General features: G+C 57.8%; 16 protein-coding genes and 1 pseudogene. 9 read left to right on the forward strand and 8 right to left on the reverse strand.

Annotated elements, in window-relative coordinates; all coding sequences use genetic code 11:
• Nucleotides 1-11: 11 nt before the first annotated feature.
• Entirely contained in the window at nucleotides 12-626 is a 615-nt protein-coding gene (locus QCD60_RS11185) for a hypothetical protein (RefSeq protein ID WP_279785241.1), read from the reverse strand.
• A gap of 311 nt (nucleotides 627-937) precedes the next feature.
• On the opposite strand from QCD60_RS11185, the pseudogene QCD60_RS11190 reads away from it, so the two are divergent.
• The 5 genes and pseudogenes from QCD60_RS11190 (at nucleotide 938) to QCD60_RS11210 (ending at nucleotide 7397) form a co-directional block, all read left to right on the forward strand.
• Nucleotides 938-2791: pseudogene (locus tag QCD60_RS11190) on the forward strand (TonB-dependent receptor).
• 10 nt (nucleotides 2792-2801) lie between these two features.
• Entirely contained in the window at nucleotides 2802-3335 is a 534-nt protein-coding gene (locus QCD60_RS11195) for a YfiR family protein (protein ID WP_279785243.1), read from the forward strand.
• Between the two features lie 14 nt (nucleotides 3336-3349).
• Nucleotides 3350-5038 carry an ATP-binding protein gene (locus QCD60_RS11200; protein WP_279785245.1) on the forward strand — a complete coding sequence of 563 codons (1689 nt, stop codon included), beginning with the start codon at nucleotides 3350-3352 and terminating at the stop codon, nucleotides 5036-5038.
• The gene (locus QCD60_RS11205) at nucleotides 5028-5465 is read left to right on the forward strand and encodes a response regulator (protein WP_279785247.1); all 438 of its coding nucleotides are present in this window, start codon (nucleotides 5028-5030) and stop codon (nucleotides 5463-5465) included. Before QCD60_RS11200 ends, QCD60_RS11205 begins: the two co-directional genes overlap by 11 nt.
• A gap of 228 nt (nucleotides 5466-5693) precedes the next feature.
• The gene (locus tag QCD60_RS11210; RefSeq protein ID WP_279785249.1) at nucleotides 5694-7397 is read left to right on the forward strand and encodes an REC domain-containing phosphodiesterase; all 1704 of its coding nucleotides are present in this window, start codon (nucleotides 5694-5696) and stop codon (nucleotides 7395-7397) included.
• Between the two features lie 23 nt (nucleotides 7398-7420).
• Here the strand turns inward: QCD60_RS11210 and QCD60_RS11215 are convergent, their stop codons facing one another.
• The 3 genes from QCD60_RS11215 to QCD60_RS11225 all read right to left on the reverse strand — a co-directional run bounded on the left by QCD60_RS11215 (nucleotide 7421) and on the right by QCD60_RS11225 (nucleotide 10814).
• Nucleotides 7421-8701: an FAD-dependent oxidoreductase gene (locus QCD60_RS11215; protein ID WP_279785251.1), complete on the reverse strand. Its 1281-nt coding sequence runs from the start codon at nucleotides 8699-8701 to the stop codon at nucleotides 7421-7423.
• Nucleotides 8702-8843: 142 nt separating this feature from the next.
• Nucleotides 8844-9791: a dihydrodipicolinate synthase family protein gene (locus QCD60_RS11220; protein WP_279785253.1), complete on the reverse strand. Its 948-nt coding sequence runs from the start codon at nucleotides 9789-9791 to the stop codon at nucleotides 8844-8846.
• A gap of 96 nt (nucleotides 9792-9887) precedes the next feature.
• Nucleotides 9888-10814 carry a 4-hydroxyproline epimerase gene (locus QCD60_RS11225; protein WP_279785255.1) on the reverse strand — a complete coding sequence of 309 codons (927 nt, stop codon included), beginning with the start codon at nucleotides 10812-10814 and terminating at the stop codon, nucleotides 9888-9890.
• Nucleotides 10815-11078: 264 nt separating this feature from the next.
• Between QCD60_RS11225 and QCD60_RS11230 the strand changes: the two genes are divergently transcribed.
• A complete protein-coding gene (locus QCD60_RS11230) occupies nucleotides 11079-11858 on the forward strand; it encodes an AraC family transcriptional regulator (protein WP_279785257.1) in 780 nt (259 codons plus the stop codon).
• 24 nt (nucleotides 11859-11882) lie between these two features.
• Here the strand turns inward: QCD60_RS11230 and mnmE are convergent, their stop codons facing one another.
• The 4 genes from mnmE to rpmH all read right to left on the reverse strand — a co-directional run bounded on the left by mnmE (nucleotide 11883) and on the right by rpmH (nucleotide 15797).
• On the reverse strand, nucleotides 11883-13265 hold the full coding sequence (gene mnmE, locus QCD60_RS11235; protein WP_279787912.1) for a tRNA uridine-5-carboxymethylaminomethyl(34) synthesis GTPase MnmE: 1383 nt from the start codon (nucleotides 13263-13265) through the stop codon (nucleotides 11883-11885).
• Nucleotides 13266-13436: 171 nt separating this feature from the next.
• Nucleotides 13437-15110, reverse strand: coding sequence for a membrane protein insertase YidC (yidC, locus tag QCD60_RS11240; RefSeq protein ID WP_279785259.1), 1674 nt, complete (start codon nucleotides 15108-15110; stop codon nucleotides 13437-13439).
• A gap of 128 nt (nucleotides 15111-15238) precedes the next feature.
• Nucleotides 15239-15619: a ribonuclease P protein component gene (gene rnpA / locus QCD60_RS11245; protein WP_104152939.1), complete on the reverse strand. Its 381-nt coding sequence runs from the start codon at nucleotides 15617-15619 to the stop codon at nucleotides 15239-15241.
• A 43-nt stretch (nucleotides 15620-15662) separates the two neighbouring features.
• Complete coding sequence (rpmH, locus tag QCD60_RS11250; RefSeq protein WP_104152938.1) at nucleotides 15663-15797, reverse strand: 50S ribosomal protein L34; 135 nt, start codon at nucleotides 15795-15797, stop codon at nucleotides 15663-15665.
• A 785-nt stretch (nucleotides 15798-16582) separates the two neighbouring features.
• Between rpmH and dnaA the strand changes: the two genes are divergently transcribed.
• From dnaA to recF, 3 genes are all read left to right on the forward strand, one after another.
• Nucleotides 16583-18172 carry a chromosomal replication initiator protein DnaA gene (dnaA, locus tag QCD60_RS11255; RefSeq protein ID WP_279785262.1) on the forward strand — a complete coding sequence of 530 codons (1590 nt, stop codon included), beginning with the start codon at nucleotides 16583-16585 and terminating at the stop codon, nucleotides 18170-18172.
• A 142-nt stretch (nucleotides 18173-18314) separates the two neighbouring features.
• Nucleotides 18315-19418, forward strand: a complete 1104-nt coding sequence (gene dnaN / locus QCD60_RS11260; RefSeq protein ID WP_279785264.1) for a DNA polymerase III subunit beta — start codon at nucleotides 18315-18317, stop codon at nucleotides 19416-19418.
• 60 nt (nucleotides 19419-19478) lie between these two features.
• Nucleotides 19479-20567, forward strand: coding sequence for a DNA replication/repair protein RecF (gene recF, locus QCD60_RS11265; RefSeq protein WP_279785266.1), 1089 nt, complete (start codon nucleotides 19479-19481; stop codon nucleotides 20565-20567).
• Nucleotides 20568-20579 lie beyond the last annotated feature (12 nt).

Here is a 20579-nt window from a genome sequence, read left to right on the forward strand (position 1 = left end):
AGGGTTTATAGTCAGTGCCGTCGCAGGGGAACCACGTTATCCGGTGCCCCTGATTCCTGATGCACCTGCCGCTGATACTGATGGTATTCCAGCATCCCCAGCCAGCCATCAGCAAAGATTCGCACCGGCTGGAAGGGCTGGTGCTGGCCCTTGTAGCGGGTCGGATGACTGTTGCTGCGCAGGCCGAAATTGAATTCCTCTTCCGGTGTCTGCGGTAACCGGCCCAGCTGCTGCGCCTCACTCTCCAGACTGCGAATGGCCTGCTGCAGGTGGACATTAATGCTGGCATCGTAACCCTGCTGATAAACCTGCTGCTCACTGAGCTGATCCACCAGCTTGCCCAGTGTTTCCTGTGCCTGCTTATCTTCGAGCAGGCAGACGGCAATCACCTCGCGCCACAGGCGCTCACGAAACAGCAGCGGGAAGTTCTCCAGCTCGGTCAGCGGCAGGTTACAGAACACCATCAGATAACGGCTGTGAGCTTCGATAGCGAGAATGCACTGCTCACCCAGCAGGCTGATGCCCTGGGCATACCACTGCATTCCCTCCGGACGGATATCGGGAGCTGGCACCAGCAATGACTGCATCTGCTTCGCCAACGTTTTGCTCAGATGAAACTGCAGCATAGCCATTCCCTTCTATGAACTGGGGCCAGTGTAGCCCAAGCCCTGAGTGGTTGGTATCGAGTCATGCGGTGCCGCCTGTGCTCAGCACCGCTGACAGCCCGCAGATAACAGCACGTTGATGACGTTTCCCTGCTAAACCCTGCCATTCTGCTGCCGTGTAAACCTCCACGGCAGATCCCTGTGCTATACCGCCTACCTGACAATACTGTCGTGACTCCGTCAGTGGCGCTCCCCTGATCCTTTCCTATACTGCGTAAACAGCCTCAGCAGTTGCAGTGACGGTTCAACAGACTCAGCACAGGAACAGCATTATGACGTCCCAGAGATGGAAATCTGCCTTTCTGTTGAAGTCTGGGTGGCTGTTGAAATCTGTACTCCTGTGGACAGCAACCAGCCTTCATCCAGATAGTGCCCGGGCAGATTTCAGCCCGGAGCAGCTGGCCAATCTCAGCCTCGAACAGCTGGCCAGCATCGAGGTCAGCAGCGCGTCGCGCAAGAATGAACGGCTGATTGATACCGCCGCCAGCGTCTACGTCATTACTGCTGATGCCATCCACCGTAGTGGCGCCACCACCCTGGCCGAAGCCCTGCGACTGGCCCCCAACCTGCAGGTGGCCCGCATTGATGCCCAGACCTATGCCATCAGCGCCCGCGGCGCCAACTCCAGCACCTCCAACAAACTGCAGGTCCTGATCGACGGTCGTATTGCCTACACGCCGCTGTATTCCGGGGTGTTCTGGGACAGCGCCGACGTCATGCTGGAAGATGTCGAACGCATCGAGGTGATCAGCGGCAGCAACGCCACCCTGTGGGGCAGCAATGCGGTCAACGGCATCATCAACGTCATCACCCGCTCGGCGGCCGATACCCAGGGCGGGTTGCTGGTGGCAGGCAGCGGTGATGAAGAACGCGGAGGTGCGCTGCGCTACGGCGGCACCGTCAGCGATGGCTACTATCGGCTCTACGGCAAGTGGAATGATCAGTCCCAGACCCGCAGTGAAGCAGGCCAGTACAAGGGCGATGACTGGCGCTCCGGCCGGACCGGCTTCCGCTATGACAAGCAGAACCTGACGCTGCAGGGCAATGCCTACGAGGCGCGGCTGGACCGTGGCGCCCTGCAGGATGGCCATATTCGCGGCATCAATCTGCTCAGCCGCTGGCAAAAGCTGCTGGAGGACGATGCCCAGCTGCAGCTGCAGACCTACTACGACCGGCGCGAGCGGGATCTGCCCGAGCTGCTGCGGGAAACCCTGGATATCGTCGATATAGAATTGCAGCACAACCTGCCGCTGGGTGAACGCCATGCGCTGATCTGGGGCCTGAGCCAGCGCATGGCCTGGGACTCGGTGGACAACGGCCTGACCCTGAAATTTTACCCGACCGACCGTTACCTGCACTGGAGCAGCCTGTTTGCTCAGGATGAGATTCAGCTGGCAGAAGCCTGGCAGCTGACCCTCGGCGCACGGCTGGAGCAGAACACCTACACCGGCTGGGAACTAATGCCCAGCGCCAAGCTGGCGCGTGGCGTCCGCACTCCTTCGCGGCTGGACCGTGATCTGTAGTTCACCGGCTTTCTCAATGGCGGGCCGAGCTTCATCTCAGAAACGGTCGATACGCTGGAGCTGGGCTATCGTGCGCAGCTCACGGCCAAAGCCAGCTACTCCGTTACCCTGTTCTACAGCAACTACGACGACCTGCGTACGGTCGAGCTGAAGAACGGCCGCTATGAAATCAGCAATGGCATGGAAGGCACCACCAAAGGCATCGAAGCCTGGGCCGAATTTGACATTGCCCCGCACTGGCAGCTGATGACCGGCGGCACCCTGATGGATGAAGACCTGCAACTGAAAGCAGGCCGCACCGACGCCAGCGGCAGTGGCGGTATCAGTGATCCGAACTGGCAGTGGCAGATACGCCTGAGTGGCGACATCACCCCGCAGGTTGGCCTCAACCTGTCGTTGCAGCACACCGACGCCCTCGCCGCCACCGAGGTACCGTCGTACACCAGTCTGGATATGAACCTGACCTACCAGCCGGTGCCCTCCGTAGTGCTGTCACTCAAGGCCAACAACCTGCTGAATGCAGAGCACAGTGAATTTGGCAGCCCGGATACACGCAGCGAGTACAACCGCAGCCTGTATCTCAAGGCCGAATACAGGTTCTGAGGGGGTGACGATGAAATGGCTGCTTCCGCTCTGCCTGCTGCTGACCCTGCCGTGGCTGCCGGCGCAGGCCAGTGATCTGGAGCAGAGCATCAAAGCGGCCTTTCTGTACAAGTTTTGTGATTATGTCGAGTGGCCCGCCGAGGTGCTGCCTGCCAACGACAGCCCCATCGTTATCGGTATCCTCAGCAGTAACAGCGACATGGCCCAGCGGGTACAGCAGGCCGTGGAGGGCCACCGTATCGGCAACCACCCGATTCAGATCAGTCTGATCACGGAGCCACGCCTGCCGCTGCCCCTGCACGTGCTGTTCCTGGGCCCGCAGGATCGTCTTGGCGCTGAGCTGCAACGGCAGCTGCAGGGCCAGCCGGTTCTGGTGGTCACCGACGGGCCGGAGGATGACAGCCCGCTGAGTATCATCAACTTCCGTCTGGAGAATAACCGGGTACGTTTCGACATCTCCCTGACCGCTGCCCGCGCCAGCAACCTGAGGATCAGCTCCCGCCTGCTGGCGCTGGCCTATCAGATCAGGGGGGCTACACGATGATCCGGGTACAGGGTATGCGTTCCATTCGCCACAAACTGATGCTGGCCGTACTGTCGACCACCGTCATCGCCCTGTACGATGCCGAGGGCCATCTGTTTGCCCGCTATATCAATGACACCAGCCAGACCGAGCCTCCTCCCGGACAGCCTGCGGCCACCGAAGTCGAAATTATCCATAATCACATTCACCTGTTTCAGCAGATTCATGCCAACGGCGATCCCTTTGGCACCGTCTATATCAATGCCGAATTGGGTCTGCAGCAGCGGGCACAACAGATCATCCTGATCGTACTGGTCGTCACCTTGCTGGCGTTGCTGGCGGCCATGGTGCTGTCGCTGTGGTTCCAGCGCCGCATTACCCAGCCGATGCTGGCGGTGACCCATCAGGCGCAGCAGGTGGTAGAGCAGCACAATTACAGCCTGCGGGCGGAGAAAACCACGCAGGACGAGATTGGCTATCTGGTCGATGCCTTCAACGACATGCTGTCGCAGATTGAGCAGCGCACCGCCGAGCTGCAGCAGAGCAACAGCCAGCTGGCACAGGAAGTAAATATCCGCGCCACGACAGAGGCGGCGCTGCGTGACAGCGAGCGGCGCTACCGGACGCTGATGACCACGCTGACCACCGTGATCTGGCGGGCTGACCGGCAGGGCTACTTCCTGCCTGCCCAAACCTCATGGGACAGCTATACCGGCCAGACCCCCGACAGCCACAGTGGAGAAGGCTGGCTCGATGCCTTCCATCCCAAAGACAAGGAAAAGCTGCGGCCGCTGTGGCAGCAGGCCTGTGTCGAAGGCCTGCCGATGGAGCGCAACCTGCGGCTGTGGCACGTACGCAGCGGCGAGTTTCGCTTTGTGGTGTTCAAGGCTGTGCCACTGCTCGGCCCGGATGGCCGGCCTCAGGAGTGGATGGGCGTGATCGACGATGTACATGAACGGGTGCAGGCCAGTCAGGAGGTCACCCGTCTCAATGCCGAACTGGAACAGCGGGTGGTACAGCGTACTGCCGAGCTGGAAAACGCCAATCGCGAGCTGGAAGCCTTCAGCTATTCGGTGTCCCATGACCTGCGCGCGCCTTTGCGATCCATTGACGGCTTCAGTCTGGCGCTGCTGGAGGATTACCGTGAGCAGCTGGACGGCACGGCGCAGGACTACCTCGACCGGGTACGTGCAGCCGCCCAGCGTATGGGCGGACTGATCGACGATCTGTTGAACCTGGCACGAGTCAGCCGTATGGAAATAAAACGCCAGCCGCTGAATCTGTCGGCGATGGCGGAAGAGCTCATCTCCGAACTGCAGGAAACCGCCCCCGAACGCCAGGTCACGGTGCGCATCCAGGCCGGTCTGCTGGCTTACGGCGATGACCGGCTGATGCGGGTGGCCCTCGGCAATCTGCTCAACAACGCCTGGAAGTACACCAGCAGATGTGCGGCACCCAGCATCGAATTCGACCGCAACGAGGAAGAGTTTTTCATCCGTGATAACGGCGCCGGATTTGATATGACCTACGCCAGCCGCCTGTTCACCGCGTTTCAGCGCCTGCATGACACGCAGGAGTTTCCCGGCACTGGCGTCGGTCTGGCTACGGTACAGCGGGTCATCCGTCGCCATGGCGGACAGATCAGGGCAGAGGCCAGGATCAATGAGGGGGCAACCTTCTTCTTCACCCTGCCCAACAGTAAGGAGGTCATGCATGACGACTAACCGCCCGATTCTGCTGGTGGAAGACAATCCGGACGACGAAGCACTGGCCCTGCGCGCCTTCCGCAAGTGCAATGTCCGCAATCTGATCCAGATCGCCCGCGACGGTGCCGAAGCACTGGCACTGCTGCTCGGAGACAGTGAACAGAGCCCGATCAGCCGCCACAATCTGCCGGCAGTGATGCTGCTGGATCTCAACCTGCCAAGGGTCAGCGGTCTGGAAGTACTGCAGCAGGTACGAGCAGAGCCGGATACCAGGCACCTGCCTATTGTGATTCTGACCTCCTCCAAACAGGACGAGGATCTGCTGGCCAGCTACCACTTCGGCGCCAACAGTTATGTGCGTAAACCGGTGGATTTTGATGAGTTTGCCAGAGCTGTCAGCCAGCTGGGCATGTACTGGCTGCTGATCAATGAGCTGCCCTACTGAGTCACTGGGGCGGCCTCACACATGCTGGAGACAGGTTCGATGGACAAGGGTCCGCTAGCAGGCTGTTGAAAAACGTCATCGAGGCAGCCGAGACAAGGAAAAAACAGGCGAAAAAGCGGAGTTTAGTGAACTAAATGAGCATTTTGAGCCTGTTTTTGACGCGGTATTCGGCAACGCAGATAGATTTTCAACAGCCTGCTAGACAATGGTGCTGCAGAGAAACTGCCGTTGCGTGCCCTGATCGTTGAGGATGAGGAAAACGATCTGCATCTGCTGCTGCGTGAGCTGCGCAAAAGCGGCTATGAACCAGACTATGTCAATGTCGACAACGCCACCGATCTGACGCAGGCACTGCAGCACCCGCAGGGCTGGGACATGGTCTTTTCCGACTTTTCCATGCCCCACTTCGACGGGCTGACGGCACTGCAGCTGGTGCGCCAGCACAGCGCCGACCTGCCCTTCATTTTCGTTTCCGCCACCATCGGCGAGGAAATCGCCGTCAAGGCCGTCCGCTCCGGCGCGCAGGACTATATCCTCAAGGACAACCTGAAACGCCTGTCCGCCGCGGTGCCCCGTGAGCTGAATGAGGCGGAACTGCGACGCAGGAAACATCAGGCCGAGGAGCGTATCGAGTTTCTGGCCAATTACGATGACCTGACCGGGCTGGCCAACCCGTTCCTGCATCATCAGCAGCTGGAAACAGCCTGCGCCCAGGCCCGCCAGCAGGGCCATCTGGTCGGGCTGCTGCTGGTCAGACTCAACAGTCTTGAAGACATCAACAGCAGCCTTGGCCACAAAGCCTGCGACCGCCTCATTCAGATCCTCTCGCAACGCCTGAGCAGTGCCGCTGGTGCACAGGGAAAGGCCCTCATCTGGGGGGGTGACCAGTTCGCCCTGATCCTGCCCCGGCTGCTGTGCGCCTCGCAGGCCTCCGATACCGCCAGCCACTATCACAAGCTGCTGAGCCAGTCGGTGTACCTGTCCGGTTATACCCTGCGCATGCAGGTGGGGATGGGGCTCAGTATCTATCCGCTGGACTGTGACGATGTCGATCAGTTGCAGGCCAATGCCGCACTGGCCATGAACGAAGCCAACAAGGACGGGCCGGGCAGTTATCGCAGCTACACCCCGCAATTGCGCGATAACCTCAACCGGCGGATGCAGCTGGAGCGGGATCTCGATCAGGCCATTGAGCGAAGCAGTTTTATGCTCCACTACCAGCCGCAGGTCGAGCTGGCCCACTGGCGCATTGTCGGCGCCGAAGCCCTGCTGCGCTGGTCACATCCCCAGCACGGGCTGATTCCGCCGGATCACTTTATCCCGGTGGCCGAGGAGACCGGCCAGATCCTCGCTATCGGCCAGTGGGTCCTGCAGCAGGCCTGTCAGCAGGCGCAATACTGGCAGTCACTGCATGGCAGTGCCGCCCCGCGGGTGGCGGTCAACTTTTCCGCCTTTCAGTTCCGTCAGAGCAATCTGGTGGAAAGTGTGATGGAAGTGTTATCGAACCATGCGCTGTCGCCGACACAGCTGGAAATCGAAATCACTGAAAGCGCGCTGATGCAGGAGCCTGACAGCACCCAGCGCATGCTCAGACGGCTGCGTGATCTGGGTGTGTCGATTTCACTGGATGACTTCGGTACCGGCTACTCCAGCCTGAGTTATCTGAAACGCTTTCCGGTCAATGTGCTGAAAATCGACCGCTCCTTCATCAAGGACATTCCGGATGACAACGACGATATGGAAATCACCCGTGCCATTCTGGCCATGGCCAGTCGACTGAATCTTGCGGTGGTGGCCGAGGGGGTGGAAACCCAGGCTCAGCTGGAGTTTCTCGCCAACGAGGGCTGTGATCTGGTGCAGGGCTACTACGTCAGCCGACCACTTCCCTCAGAGCAGTTTATCGCGCTGCTCAGCCACCCCTTGCCTCGTTAAAAAGGCCTGCACCGCGCAGCCGGTCAGAAGCGCGTCAGACGGTAGCTGGCCAGTTCAGGCAGAGCCTCTTGTGGCACGGCGCTGGCAGGCAGCGCCGCGAGCCTGCCGATATGCTCGGCCGTCACAGCCGCCTGAGTCAGCCCCAGATGCTGATGACCAAAAGCCAGCAGCACCCTGCCCTCAGCAACCCGGTCAATGATCGGCAGCGAATCCGGTAACGACGGACGGAATCCCATCCACGGTGTAGCCTCCGCAGTATTCAGCTCACGCCGGAACAGTCCCTGACTGAGCCGCTGCAGCTGCCAGGCCCGTGGCATGTTGGCTGGCTGTTTGAGCCCGGCGAATTCCACTGTACCCGCCAGCCGCAGCCCTTCGGCCATCGGCGTCATGATGAACTTTCGCTCCAGTGAGGTGACCGCAAACGGCAGTCTGCCCTGCTCATGAGGCAGCATCAGGTGATAGCCACGTTCGGTGTCCAGCGGCACCTTTTTGCCTGTCAGCGCCGCCGTCAGGGGCGCGGAATGGGCACCACAGGCCAGCAGCACCTGACTGGCCTGCAGGGTGCCGGTCGCCAGGGTCAGATGGACTCCTTCCTGTTGCAGCTGCGCACCGATTACCTGTTGCTGCAGAAACTGCACCCCATAGGACTGCGCTGCAGCCAGCACGTCGGTCAGCAACAGATAGGGGTTGGTGACATGGCCTGTCTGTGGAAAAAACAATCCGCCGCAGAGGTGCTCACTCAGTTGTGGTGCCGACTGCTGTACCTGCTGTGCGTCCCAGAATTCGACGGCAACCTGCTGCTCACGCAGGCGCTGCTGTAACCCGTCCAGTGACGGCCGTGAGTCAGCACGTTCATACACCAGCAAAGAGCCTTCTTCCCGCAGCAGCGAGCGCTTGCCGATGGAATCCAGCAGGCGTTGCCAGGCGGGCAGACTGCCCTCGTTGAGGCTGCGGATACCCGCAACACTGCGCTGGAACGGCTGCTGGCGCAGATTCAGCAGTAGCCGGGTAAACCAGGGCAAGGCCTGCGGCAGGTACTTCCAGTCCAGCCGCAGCGGCCCCATGGGGTCGAGCAGCATGGCAGGCAGGCGTTTGAGAATCGACAGGTCGGCGATCGGGAAAACCTGTTCGGTGGCCATGTGACCCGCATTGCCATAGGACGCTCCCTGACCTGCAGGCTGCTGATCAATGATCACCACACGCCGACCCTGACGAGCCAGCTGCAGGGCACAGGTAACGCCGATGATGCCGGCACCCACGATGGCAACATCCACCTGTGAGCTATGAGGTGTGGTGGTCAGCATAGTCAGCCGCTTCTTGCAGAAAATGGGAGTGAAAAACAACGCAAGCGGTGCGCCACAGGCAGCACCGCTCAGGTCGACAGCTCATGCTCGTTACCGCATGAGCACGAGCAAACCGCGCGAGACGGCGAAGCTCCGTCCGGTATCAGGCCAGATTCTGCTCGGCAGACCAGCTGGCATACCACTGGCGGAACAGGTTGTACTGGTTCTCGGCATAGTGGCGCTGGGCGTCGCTGAGCACATCGGTTTCGTTGAAATGCAGGGTGTATTCCTTGTCACCGTTCAGCACCATCAGATGCTTGTAGAACAGCACCAGATCGCAGCCTTCATCGAAGGATGACAGCACTGCCAGTGCCGACTCCAGCTCACGCGCCAGACGACGGGCTTTGGCATCACCTGCCGCGGCCTGCTTGCTCAGTGCCACCAGCTGCAGCACTTCACGGGGCAAGGCATTACCAATGCCGGTGATGGCGCCGGTGGCATTGCAGTTGACGAAACCGTGTACCACCTGGGTATCCACGCCCACCATCAGCGTCACCTGGTCGTCTTTGGAGGTGATGTTCTCGGCGGCGTAGCGCATGTCTGCTGCACCACCGAACTCCTTGAAGCCAATCAGATTGGGGAATTCGCTGCGCAGTTCAAAGAACAGGTCCGCACGGGTGGCAAAACCGTAGTAGGGGCTGTTATAGATCACCGCAGGCAGCGCGGGCGCCGCCTTGAGAATGGCGGAAAAGTGCGCTTTCTGCGCCGCGGGCGAGGCGCCACGGGACAGGACGCGAGGAATGACCATCAGGCCATGGGCACCGACTTTAGCAGCGTGAGCGGCATGGGATACCGCCTCACGGGTGTTGACCGCACCGGTGCCGACAATGGTGGGGATACCTGCCGCCACCAGACGCGCTACACCTTCCTGACGCTCAGCTTCGGTCAGCAACGGCCAGTCACCCATGGAGCCGCAGTACACCACCGCGCTCATGCCGATATCGATCAGCTCGCGGCCCTTGGCGACCAGCGCATCAAAGTCAGGCTTGCGATCGGCGGTACAGGGGGTCATCAGAGCAGGAATGCAGCCGGTAAAGATGTTGTTGCTCATGGTGGTCGTTCCTAATCAGTCATTCGGAAAGATGGCAAAACTGCAGAGGCTGCATCTGCCATGGTGGTTCAGTTCGTACAGAACCGGTTCAGGTTCTCAGATACCCCAGGCGAAGGGATCCTGCTCATCGATCAGCAGGGTGCTGTCCGCACTCATATAGGCGTTGCCAGTGATAAAGGGACGGATACGCTCACCTTCCCACTCAAAGCGCCCCTCGAACTGACTGCCGGTAATACTGGCCTGACGCCAGATGTCACCGGCGGCCAGTTTGCCATCAGCGGCCAGACAGGCCAGCTTGGCGCTGGTGCCGGTGCCGCAGGGCGAGCGGTCATAGGCCTTGCCCGGGCACATGACAAAGTTACGGCTGTCGGCCTGTTCATCATCGGCGAACAACTCGACATGATCGATCAGCGCGCCGTCCTCACCGTGAATCCCCTGAGCTTCCAGCGCTTTCAGCAGGGTCCAGGTGAAGTGGGTCAGGGTTTCGACATTGTCCAGCTGCAGGCGCTGGCCATGGTCAGCCACCAGGAAAAACCAGTTCCCGCCCCATGCCACATCACCGTAAACCACGCCATATCCCGGCACATCGACTGCCACCTGCTGGCGATAGCGATAGGACGGCACATTACCGACCGTCACCGCGCCATTCTCATGCAGGGTCGCAGTGACTGCGCCTACCGGTGTGTCGATCTTGTGCTCGCCGGGGCCAATCAGACCGAGATACTGCAGCGAGGCAATCAGGCCGATCGTGCCGTGGCCACACATGTTCAGGTAGCCGGTATTGTTGAAAAAAATCACCCCGCAGGTGGCATCTGCCGATACCGGGGGGCAGTACAGGGCGCCCACCAGCACATCGTTGCCACGGGGTTCCAGCAGGCAGGCACGGCGCCACTGATCATGCTGCTCGCGCAGTTCATTGCGCTTATCCGCCATGGTGGCGCCTGTCAGCTCGGGAAAGCCCTTCATCACCAGCCGCGTGGGCTCACCGCCGGTATGGGAATCGATGATATGTAAACGCTTCATGGACCTGTCCGTTATTAACCTGTTCAGCTATGCAGTTGTAAGCCATCACCCGCCAGTCTGCCCACAACATGGATTGAAGGGCTTATCGGGCAGCGCACTGCGGCTTGCAATGGTTATAGAGTAGACCGCCCGCCCCCTCCCCGGCTTGATGTATTTCCTCATCTGCCATGACGATATCAGCACAATTACGGTCTGGATGACGAACTCGACAGCCTGTGATAGCTGCGGCACACTGCCGGGATGGTGAAGCGGGAGAGCAGATGAATGGCACAAGAGCTACTGGCAGGCCTGGCTCAGGACAATGCCCGGCAGCGCCCTGCCAGTCTGGAAGAATGGCTGGCCAGTGTGGCCTTGTTGCTGCCGATGCTGGATGTGATCCCCAATGCGGCGATCTTTATCAAGGATGATCAGGCCCGCTATGTGATGGCCAATCGCACGCTGGTGCAGCGTTGTGGACAGAAACAGCTGCAACCACTGCTGGGCAAGACCAGTGCCGAAGTGTTCCCCGCCCAGTTCGGGCCAGGCTATACCGAGCAGGACCGCCGGGTATTGCAACAGGGGCTGATTCTGGAAGACAAGCTGGAACTGCACCTGTATGGCAGCCGTGAACCGGGTTGGTGTCTGACCCACAAGCGGCCGTTATTCAATTGCGCCGGGGAGATCATGGGGCTGGTGGGCATCTCTGTGGATCTGCAGTCGGCCAGTGATGCTCACCCGGCGTACCAGCGTCTGGCCGCTGTCGATGACTACATTCGCAGTCACTTTCATCAGCCCATCAGTCTGGCTGAACTGACCGGTATTGCCGGTATCTCCGTGGCGCAGCTGGAGCGCTACTGCAAGCGGGTCTTCCATCTCACGCCCCAGCAGCTGATTCACAAGGTACGGCTGGAGCACGCCCATCAGCTGCTGCACAGCGAGTTACCGATTACCGAGGTGGCACTGCGCTGCGGTTATACCGACCACAGTGCCTTTAGCCGCCAGTTCAAATCCCTGACCGGCTTTACCCCACGGCAGTATCGGCAGGCGACAGGCAGCGGCGTTTAGTCTCCGATCTTTCCACCTGCTGGATTATTTACCGATACAGAACGAGCTGAAGATCCGTCCAAGCAGATCATCCGGGCGGAATTCGCCGGTAATTTCGTTGAGGGCGTCCTGCGCCATGCGCAGATCTTCGGCCAGCAGCTCACCGGCGCCATAGCCGTTCAGCTGCCGGGCACCGTCAACCAGCGCCTGTCCAGCCCGCTCCAGTGCATCGAGATGGCGACGGCGGGCAATAAAGCCACCTTCGGTGGTGCTGTCATAGCCCATACAGGCCTTGAGGTGCTCGCGCAGACCTTCCAGGCCTTGACCCTGCTGAGCAGACAGACGGATCACCGGAATGCCACTGCTGTTATCCACACCCGGCTGCTCGGCACTGAGATCAATCTTGTTGCGGATAAGTGTGAGCTTTTCCATGGCTGGAATTTTATCCACAACCCGTTCGCCAAACAGATCCTCCCAAACCTGCTGTGGATTATTGATGCCATGGCGTGAGGCATCGACCACCAGCAGTACCCGGTCAGCATCACGGATGGCGCTCCAGGCGCGCTCCACACCGATCTGTTCAACCCGATCTTCGGTGTCACGCAGACCGGCGGTATCGATGATGTGCAGCGGCATACCATCAATCTGAATCTGCTCCTTGAGGATATCGCGGGTGGTGCCTTCGATATCGGTCACGATGGCGGTATCGCGGCCGGACAGCGCGTTAAGCAGACTGGACTTGCCGGCGTTGGGTCGCCCTGCAATTACCACGTTCATGCCTTCACGCAGTAACGCTCCCTGATTGGCTTCCCTGAGGATGGTGGCCAGATCATCGCGCAGCTGCTGCAGTTGCCCGGCAACATGGCCGTCAGCCAGAAAGTCGATTTCCTCTTCGGGGAAGTCGATGGCGGCCTCGACGTAGATGCGCAGCTGAATCAGCCCTTCCACCAGCCGCTGTACCCGCTGAGAAAATTCCCCCTGCAGCGAGCGCACGGCACAGCGTGCTGCCTGCTCGGAAGCGGCATCAATCAGATCGGCAATGGCCTCAGCCTGAGCCAGATCCAGCTTGTCATTGAGAAAGGCCCGCTCAGAGAACTCCCCGGGACGCGCCAGACGGGCCCCAAGGCTGAGAATTCGGCGCAGCATCAGGTCGAGAATGACCGGACCACCATGGCCCTGCAGCTCGAATACATCTTCACCGGTAAAGGAGTGTGGGTTGGGGAAAAACAGCGCAATACCCTGATCCAGCTGTTGCCCCTCAGCATCCAGAAAAGGGGTGTAATGGGCGTAGCGCGGCTGTGGCACAAAGCCGATTATGGCGGTCGCAATAGCGGTGGCTCTGGGCCCGGATACCCGCAGGATGCCAACGCCGCCGCGTCCGGGAGGTGTCGCCTGAGCGACGATGGTATCGGTATCAAGCACAGTGATTATCCACAGTCTCGGTGAAGGATACGCTGCCAACACACAGGTCAGCGGTTGTGTATAAAAACAAAAGGACCCTGAACAGGGCCCTTGAGTTTACGCTTCCGCACAGCGGAAGCTGAAAACAAAGGGTTGTGGATAGTTCACTGCCAGTGATTATCCACAACCGCTGCCGGATCAGGCAGTTTTACCTTCGTTCTCGATTTTGCGGGTGATGATGTACTGCTGCAGAATCGACAGGCAGTTGTTCACAACCCAGTACAGTACCAGACCTGCAGGGAACCACAGGAAGAAGAAGGTAAAGATCACGGGCAGGAACTTCATCACCTTGGCCTGCATGGGGTCCGGCGGCGTGGGGTTCAGGCGCTGCTGCAGGAACATGGTGCAGCCCATGATAATCGGCAGGATGAAATACGGATCCATCACCGACATATCGTGAATCCAGCCGTAGAAAGGTGCATGACGCAGTTCAACCGACTCAGACAGTACCCAGTACAGGGCAATGAATACGGGCATCTGGATCAGGATCGGCAGACAGCCGCCGAGTGGATTGATCTTCTCTTTGCGGTACAGCTCCATCATCGCCTGTGACATTTTCTGGCGGTCATCACCGTACATTTCCTTCATGCGTTGCATTTCAGGAGCAAACTTGCGCATCTTGGCCATGGAGCGATAGCTCATTGCCGAGGGATAGAAGAAGATGCCCTTCACCACCATGGTGGTCAGGATAATGGCGATACCCCAGTTACTCACAATGCTGTGGAAAAACTTCAGCATGGCAAACAGCGGCTGACCGATAAACCACAACCAGCCATAATCTACGGTCAGGTTCAGGTTGGGCGCCACGGTGCGCAGCACGTCCTGATCTTTCGGACCAATGTACAGACCCGCGCTGATCTCACCTTTCTGACCTGCCGCTACAGTCACCGCAGGCTCTACGAAACCAGCAATGTAATTGCTGCCGCTTTTGCGCGCTTCATAGGTGTTCTGTTTGCTGTCGCCTTCTGTTGGAATCCAGGCGGTGAGGAAGTAGTGCTGCAGCATGGCAACCCAGCCGCCGGTACTTTCCTGCTTGAATTTGTCGCCTTCATCCAGATCTTTGAAGGTCACTTTCTGATAACGCTCGCTCTGGGTAGAGAACACCGGGCCCAGATAAGAACGCATGCCCATGCCGTGCTGCTGGCTGGGATCAGGCGCATTATCACGCTTCAACTGACCAAACATGTTCGCGCTGAACGGCTGCTGTGACTGGTTATCGATCAGGTAGGTCACCTTGATCAGGTTGCTGCCGGCAGTAAAGGTGAAGCGCTTGGTGACTTTGACCCCCTCTGCCGTGGTGGTGTTCAGATCTACATCCAGGCTCTTGTCATCTTTACCCAAGGTGTAGGACGTTGCAGCCACGCTGTACTGAGGACGGCCATCGGCATTGGCATCAGGGCCATTGGTGCCAACCAGTCCACTTTGCGCGATATAGGTATGAGTGCCGTTATTTTCCAGCAGCACCAGAGGTTGCGCAGGTGTATCGACGCGCTCTTTGTGATTAGGCAGAGCGGCGTACAGAACATCACCACCGTGCGGGTCAATGCGCAGATCAAGCACATCGGTATGCACGCTGATCAGAGAATTGGTTGGCTTGCTGGAGGCGACATCGGTGGTGGTAGCTGCAGCGCCGGTGCTGGGCAAATCAGACGCGTTGGTTGCAGGCTGAGCACTCGGCATATCCGCCGAGCTGACGGTCTGGGCAACGCTGGCTGCGGCCGCGGGCTGGCCATAGTCTTCGTTCCACTTGAGTACCGCCGTATAAGAAATGAGTGCCAGGGCACCCACCAGAATCATCCGTTGTACATCCATCGTTTGATCGCCAATGGTCGGTTTAACACAGACTGGGAGTGGTGGTGCAACGGTCAGCTCAGATGAATACTAGCCGCAGACTCAGGTCGACTGATACCGCAATCAATCAGCCAAAGGCAGGTAGTCAATTAAGATTGTTTACCTTCACTCAGAGCAGCCGCTTTTCGTTTCAATCGCTGCCAGAGCTTGGTCATTAGCTTCTGCAGTTCTTCGTTATCCTGCTCAGCAAGACCCTGGCGGGCGATTATGACGAGATCCAGCGCGTCCAGTCGGGACTGGTTGAGTCGAAAACTCTCCCTGATTACCCGTTTAACCCGGTTGCGCTGGTTAGCCCGTCGAACATGCTTCTTGGCAATCACCAATCCTAATCGTGGTCTGGCTACTTCATTCGGCCTTGCCAGGATTAGCAATGTCCGGTCTGCTGCCTTGACGACAACATCATCGAACACTCGCTTGTAATCCCGACTGTCAAGCAAGCGAGCCTGACGGGGAAAGGAATAGTCAGTCATGTAATAACCAGATCAGAACGGTGGTGCCTAGCTAAGCTTTATCTCAGGCGCAAAGACGCTTACGGCCTTTGGCACGGCGAGCAGCCAGCACTTTCTGGCCGTTCTTGGTTGCCATGCGAGCACGGAAACCGTGAGTGCGCTTGCGCTTCAGCACGCTGGGTTGAAAAGTTCTTTTCATGATCAGTAATCCAATTTATTGCACTAAAACCTAGGTTCATGCTTACCGCGGCAGCAGGTTTCATGCAGGCGCACGAACCCCGTTGTTTTTGGTAAGCGCGGAATTCTAGATAAATTCCCCCGATAGTTCAAATACAGAGTTCAAATATTGATCGCCTGCTGCTCAGTGCTGGCTTTGAATCTGATCATCGATGGTTGCTAACGGTAGCGCGCTGACATTGCGGATTGATGGCAACAGCGGATTCCCACTTCTCATGACTTTGCCCGTTCATTGATCTCTGTACGGCAGGTCATTCCTGTTTTCTCCAGCTGTTTTTGCTCTGCTGGTTTTAGCCAGAGAAAACAATCGCTCAGGAGATGCATCTTCATGAAGTTTTCAACAGATCCGTTTACTACTCGGGAAAGGCTCTGATCATTCACATTCTATATAAGGGCATAAGCCCTTTTAGAAGATAGAATCTGTAATAATGTTAAGGGTCGACAGTATCTGTGGATAAGTCTGGTTTTCTCAGATACTACGGGCTCTACAGAATGTTTAGAACTCTTAGGAAAAATGGTTTTCTGTATGTGACGAGGTTGTCCACAGCGTGTGCATAAGGTAGGAGGTTATCAACAGCGGGCGTCGCACCTTTGGTTATCCACATTTTATCTGCTCAGTTCATGAACAGTTAATGACAGGGCTCAGGGCTTTTTTTTGCCCTCATTTGTGGATAACTGTTAGGCCAGCGGGTAGAATCAGCGGCCCTGTTTGGTGGGTTCAGTGCGGATAAACGAGGTGGCGCCGTAGTGGTGGTGGAGTTCTGGCAAAGAAGTTTGGTGCGTTTGCAGGAAGAGTTGCCGGTGCAGCAGTTCAACACCTGGATTCGTCCGTTGCAGGCTGAAGTGGATGATGCTGGTCAGCTGAAGTTGCTAGCCCCCAATCGCTTTGTAATGGACTGGGTGTCGGACAAGTATCTGCAACGTATCAAAGAAGTCTTCAAGGACGTCTGTGCCGGACAAAGCATCAGCCTTTATCTGGACGTTGGGCAGGTACGCCGTGGTGCACTGATGAACCGTGCAACAACCCAGGTCCGGCCCACCAGTCTCAGTGCCCGCAGTCAGGAGCCCGCGCAACCCTGGCGTACGTCCTCACAAACCAGTGTTCCTGCGGATACTGTGGCGGCGTCACCGGTTGAACCGTCTTACATTGCCCCCTCTGTACCGGTCGCCGCCGCCCCTGCTTCGGTTATTAAAGAAGCACCGGCCATTATTACTTCCAGCAGCGACTATCGTAAGGCTGACGAGCTGGCCGAAGAGCTGGCTTATAAAGAGGAGCGTAACGAGCGTACGGTTGATGTCGAAGGCGGGATTCGTCACCAGAGCCATCTGAACAAGGCTTTTACCTTTACTTCCTTTGTTCAGGGCAAGTCCAACCAGCTGGCACTGGCTGCTGCCAAACAGGTCGCCGATAACCCCGGTGGTTCTTACAATCCACTATTCCTCTACGGCGGTGTGGGTCTTGGTAAGACGCACTTGATGCATGCGGTCGGCCTGGCCATGCTGGAGCGTAACCCCAATGCCAAGATTGTGTATCTGCACTCCGAGCGCTTTGTTGCGGACATGATCAAGGCGCTGCAACTGAATGCCATCAACGATTTCAAGCGCTTCTACCGTTCTGTGGATGCCCTGCTGATCGACGATATTCAGTTCTTCGCCAATAAGGAGCGTTCGCAGGAAGAGTTCTTCCATACCTTCAATGCGTTGCTGGAAGGTGGTCAGCAGATGATTCTGACCTGTGATCGTTATCCCAAGGAGATCAGCGGGCTGGAAGAGCGATTGAAGTCACGCTTCGGCTGGGGCCTGACGGTTGCGGTGGAGCCGCCCGAGCTGGAAACACGGGTAGCGATCCTGAAGAAGAAGGCTGATGAGGCTAATATTGATCTGCCTGATGATGCGGCCTTCTTTATTGCTCAGAAGATCCGTTCCAACGTGCGAGAGCTTGAAGGTGCACTCAAGCGAGTGATCGCCAATGCTCACTTTACCGGCAGCGATATTACCCTGCCGTTTATCCGCGAATCACTGAAGGATCTGCTGGCGCTGCAGGACAAGCAGATCAGTATCGATAATATTCAGCGAGTGGTCGCTGAGTACTACAAGATCAAGGTGGCGGACTTGCTGTCAAAACGGCGTAGCCGTTCGGTAGCGCGCCCCCGTCAGGTGGCGATGGCACTAGCCAAGGAAATCACCAACCACAGTCTGCCGGAAATTGGTGACGCCTTCGGTGGCCGCGACCACACTACGGTGCTGCATGCTTGCCGCAAGATTACCGAACTGCGTGAGGAAGATGCAGAAATCCGTGAGGATTATCAGAATCTGCTGCGTTCACTGACGGCCTGATCTGACTGCAATATCCATCTCTCAGGTGGCGTAAAAGCCACCTGAGCTACATTTATTTCGCTCGTTCTGTTCGATGGCAATACCTGATACCATCGACCCCCATTCAACAGAGCGATATTCAGACGACTCACGGAAGCCTGAGATGAAATTTGTCATTTCCCGCGAAGCCCTTTTAAAGCCTCTTCAACTGGTTGCTGGCGTGGTTGAACGCCGTCAGACACTGCCGGTCCTGTCCAACGTACTGCTGGTCGCTGAAGGTGATCACCTGTCGCTGACCGGTACCGATCTGGAAGTTGAGCTGGTGGGCCGCGCCAAGCTGGAGCAGCCATCGGTTGCTGGCTCCATCACCGTGCCTGCACGCAAGCTGATGGATATCTGTAAATCTCTGCCAGATGGCTCAATGATTGAGTTTGATGTGCAGGAGCAGAAGCTGGTGCTGCGCTCCGGTCGTAGCCGCTTCACACTGTCCACCTTGCCCGCCTCGGAGTTCCCCAGCGTTGAAGACAGCCCTCAGGCCTTCGAGCTGACGCTGGCACAACAGCAGCTGAAGCGACTGATTGACCGTACCTCCTTCGCCATGGCGCAGCAGGACGTGCGCTATTACCTCAATGGCATGCTACTGGAAGTGGTGCAGGGTCGTGTCCGTATGGTAGCGACCGATGGTCACCGTCTGGCGACCTGTGCCTGCGATGCCGAGGTAAATCCTGCCGAAAAGATCCAGGTCATCATCCCGCGTAAAGGGGTGCTGGAGCTGGTTCGTCTGATTTCCGATCCTGAAGCACCACTGCGGATGCTGATCGGCAGCAATCATATTCGTGCCCATGTCGGCGACTTTGTATTCACCTCCAAGCTGGTGGATGGCCGCTTCCCCGATTACGAGCGGGTCGTTCCACGCAACGGTAACAAGACGCTGCTGGCTGATCGTCAGGAGCTGCGCACGGTGTTGCAGCGTGCGGCGATTCTGTCGAACGAGAAGTACCGTGGCGTACGCTTGCTGCTCAACCCCGGTCAGTTGCAGGTGTTTGCCAATAACCCAGAGCAGGAAGAAGCGGAAGAGTCACTGCTGGTGGATTATGACAGTGACAACATGGAAATCGGCTTCAACGTTACCTATCTGCTGGACGTGCTGAACGTCGTAGGTGAGGAGCAGGTCAAAATTATTCTGTCTGACCCCAACAGCAGTGTGCTGGTGCAGGAAGCAGAAGATACCGACTCTCTGTATGTTGTAATGCCGATGCGTCTGTAATTGATGCGCAGGTTATCAACACTGATACACAGACTTATCCACAGATAGCGGTAACTGGTAGTGGCCATTACCCGTCTGGATATTCATCGCATCCGCAATATCCAACAGGCTTCCCTGACCCCGTCTCCCGGAGTAAATCTGCTCTGGGGGGCGAATGGCAGTGGCAAGACCAGCATCCTCGAAGCTATCCACATGCTCAGTGTGGCGCGCTCGTTCCGTACCCATAAGGTTAAGACGGTTATTGCTCATGGCGAGCCGCAATGCACCCTGTTCGCCCGTCTGCGCCATCTGGAAGAGCCGGAAATGACCGTGGGAGTGCAGCGCCAGCTCGATGGTGATAACCAGATCCGTATTGGTGCCGGTCAGCCCAGCAACCTTGCAGAGCTGGCGCGTTTGCTGCCTTTACAGGTCATCAATCCTGATGCGTTTCGCCTGTTGGAAGGCAGCCCGTCCGAACGCAGGCATTTTTTGGATTGGGGAGTATTTCATCAGGAGATACTGTTCTTTGACTGCTGGCGCCGCTATCAGCGTGCACTCAAGCAGCGCAACAGCCTGCTCAAATATGCTAGAATAGACCCTCTTTTGCGTGCCTCCTGGGAGGCCGAGCTGGTCACTCAGGGCGCAGCTATTGATGAGATGCGTAAAGCCTATCTGGCACGTTTTTCTCCTGTATTTCAGGACTATCTTGCCAAGCTCACCGGCCTTGAGGACATAGCCTTACATTATTATCCCGGCTGGGATGCTAAGCGTTCTTTAGACGACGTTTTACAAAGCGGTGCTGTGCGTGATCAGGAGCTGGGGTTTACTCAGCATGGCCCTCATCGTGCCGACATGCGTATCCGTTGTGGTCCGCGTGCTGCCGTTGATGTGCTGTCGCGCGGCCAACAGAAGATGGTGGTCTGTGCCATGAAGCTGGCACAGGGGCAAGTTCTTGCCAGTGACCATCAACGCCAGCCCATTTATCTGATTGATGACCTTCCGGCGGAGCTGGATAGGGATCATCGCCAGGCGCTTTGTGAATTGATAGAGGAGTTGGCCTGTCAGGTGTTTATCACCTCAGTGGAGGCCGACGTGTTGGATGAATGTTGGAGCAGTGGCTGTCAGGTTAAACTGTTTCACGTGGAACAGGGACTGATCACGGAATGCTGAAACACCCCCATG

This window comes from Pokkaliibacter sp. MBI-7 (assembly GCF_029846635.1).
Taxonomy (GTDB): Bacteria; Pseudomonadota; Gammaproteobacteria; order Pseudomonadales; family Balneatricaceae; genus Pokkaliibacter.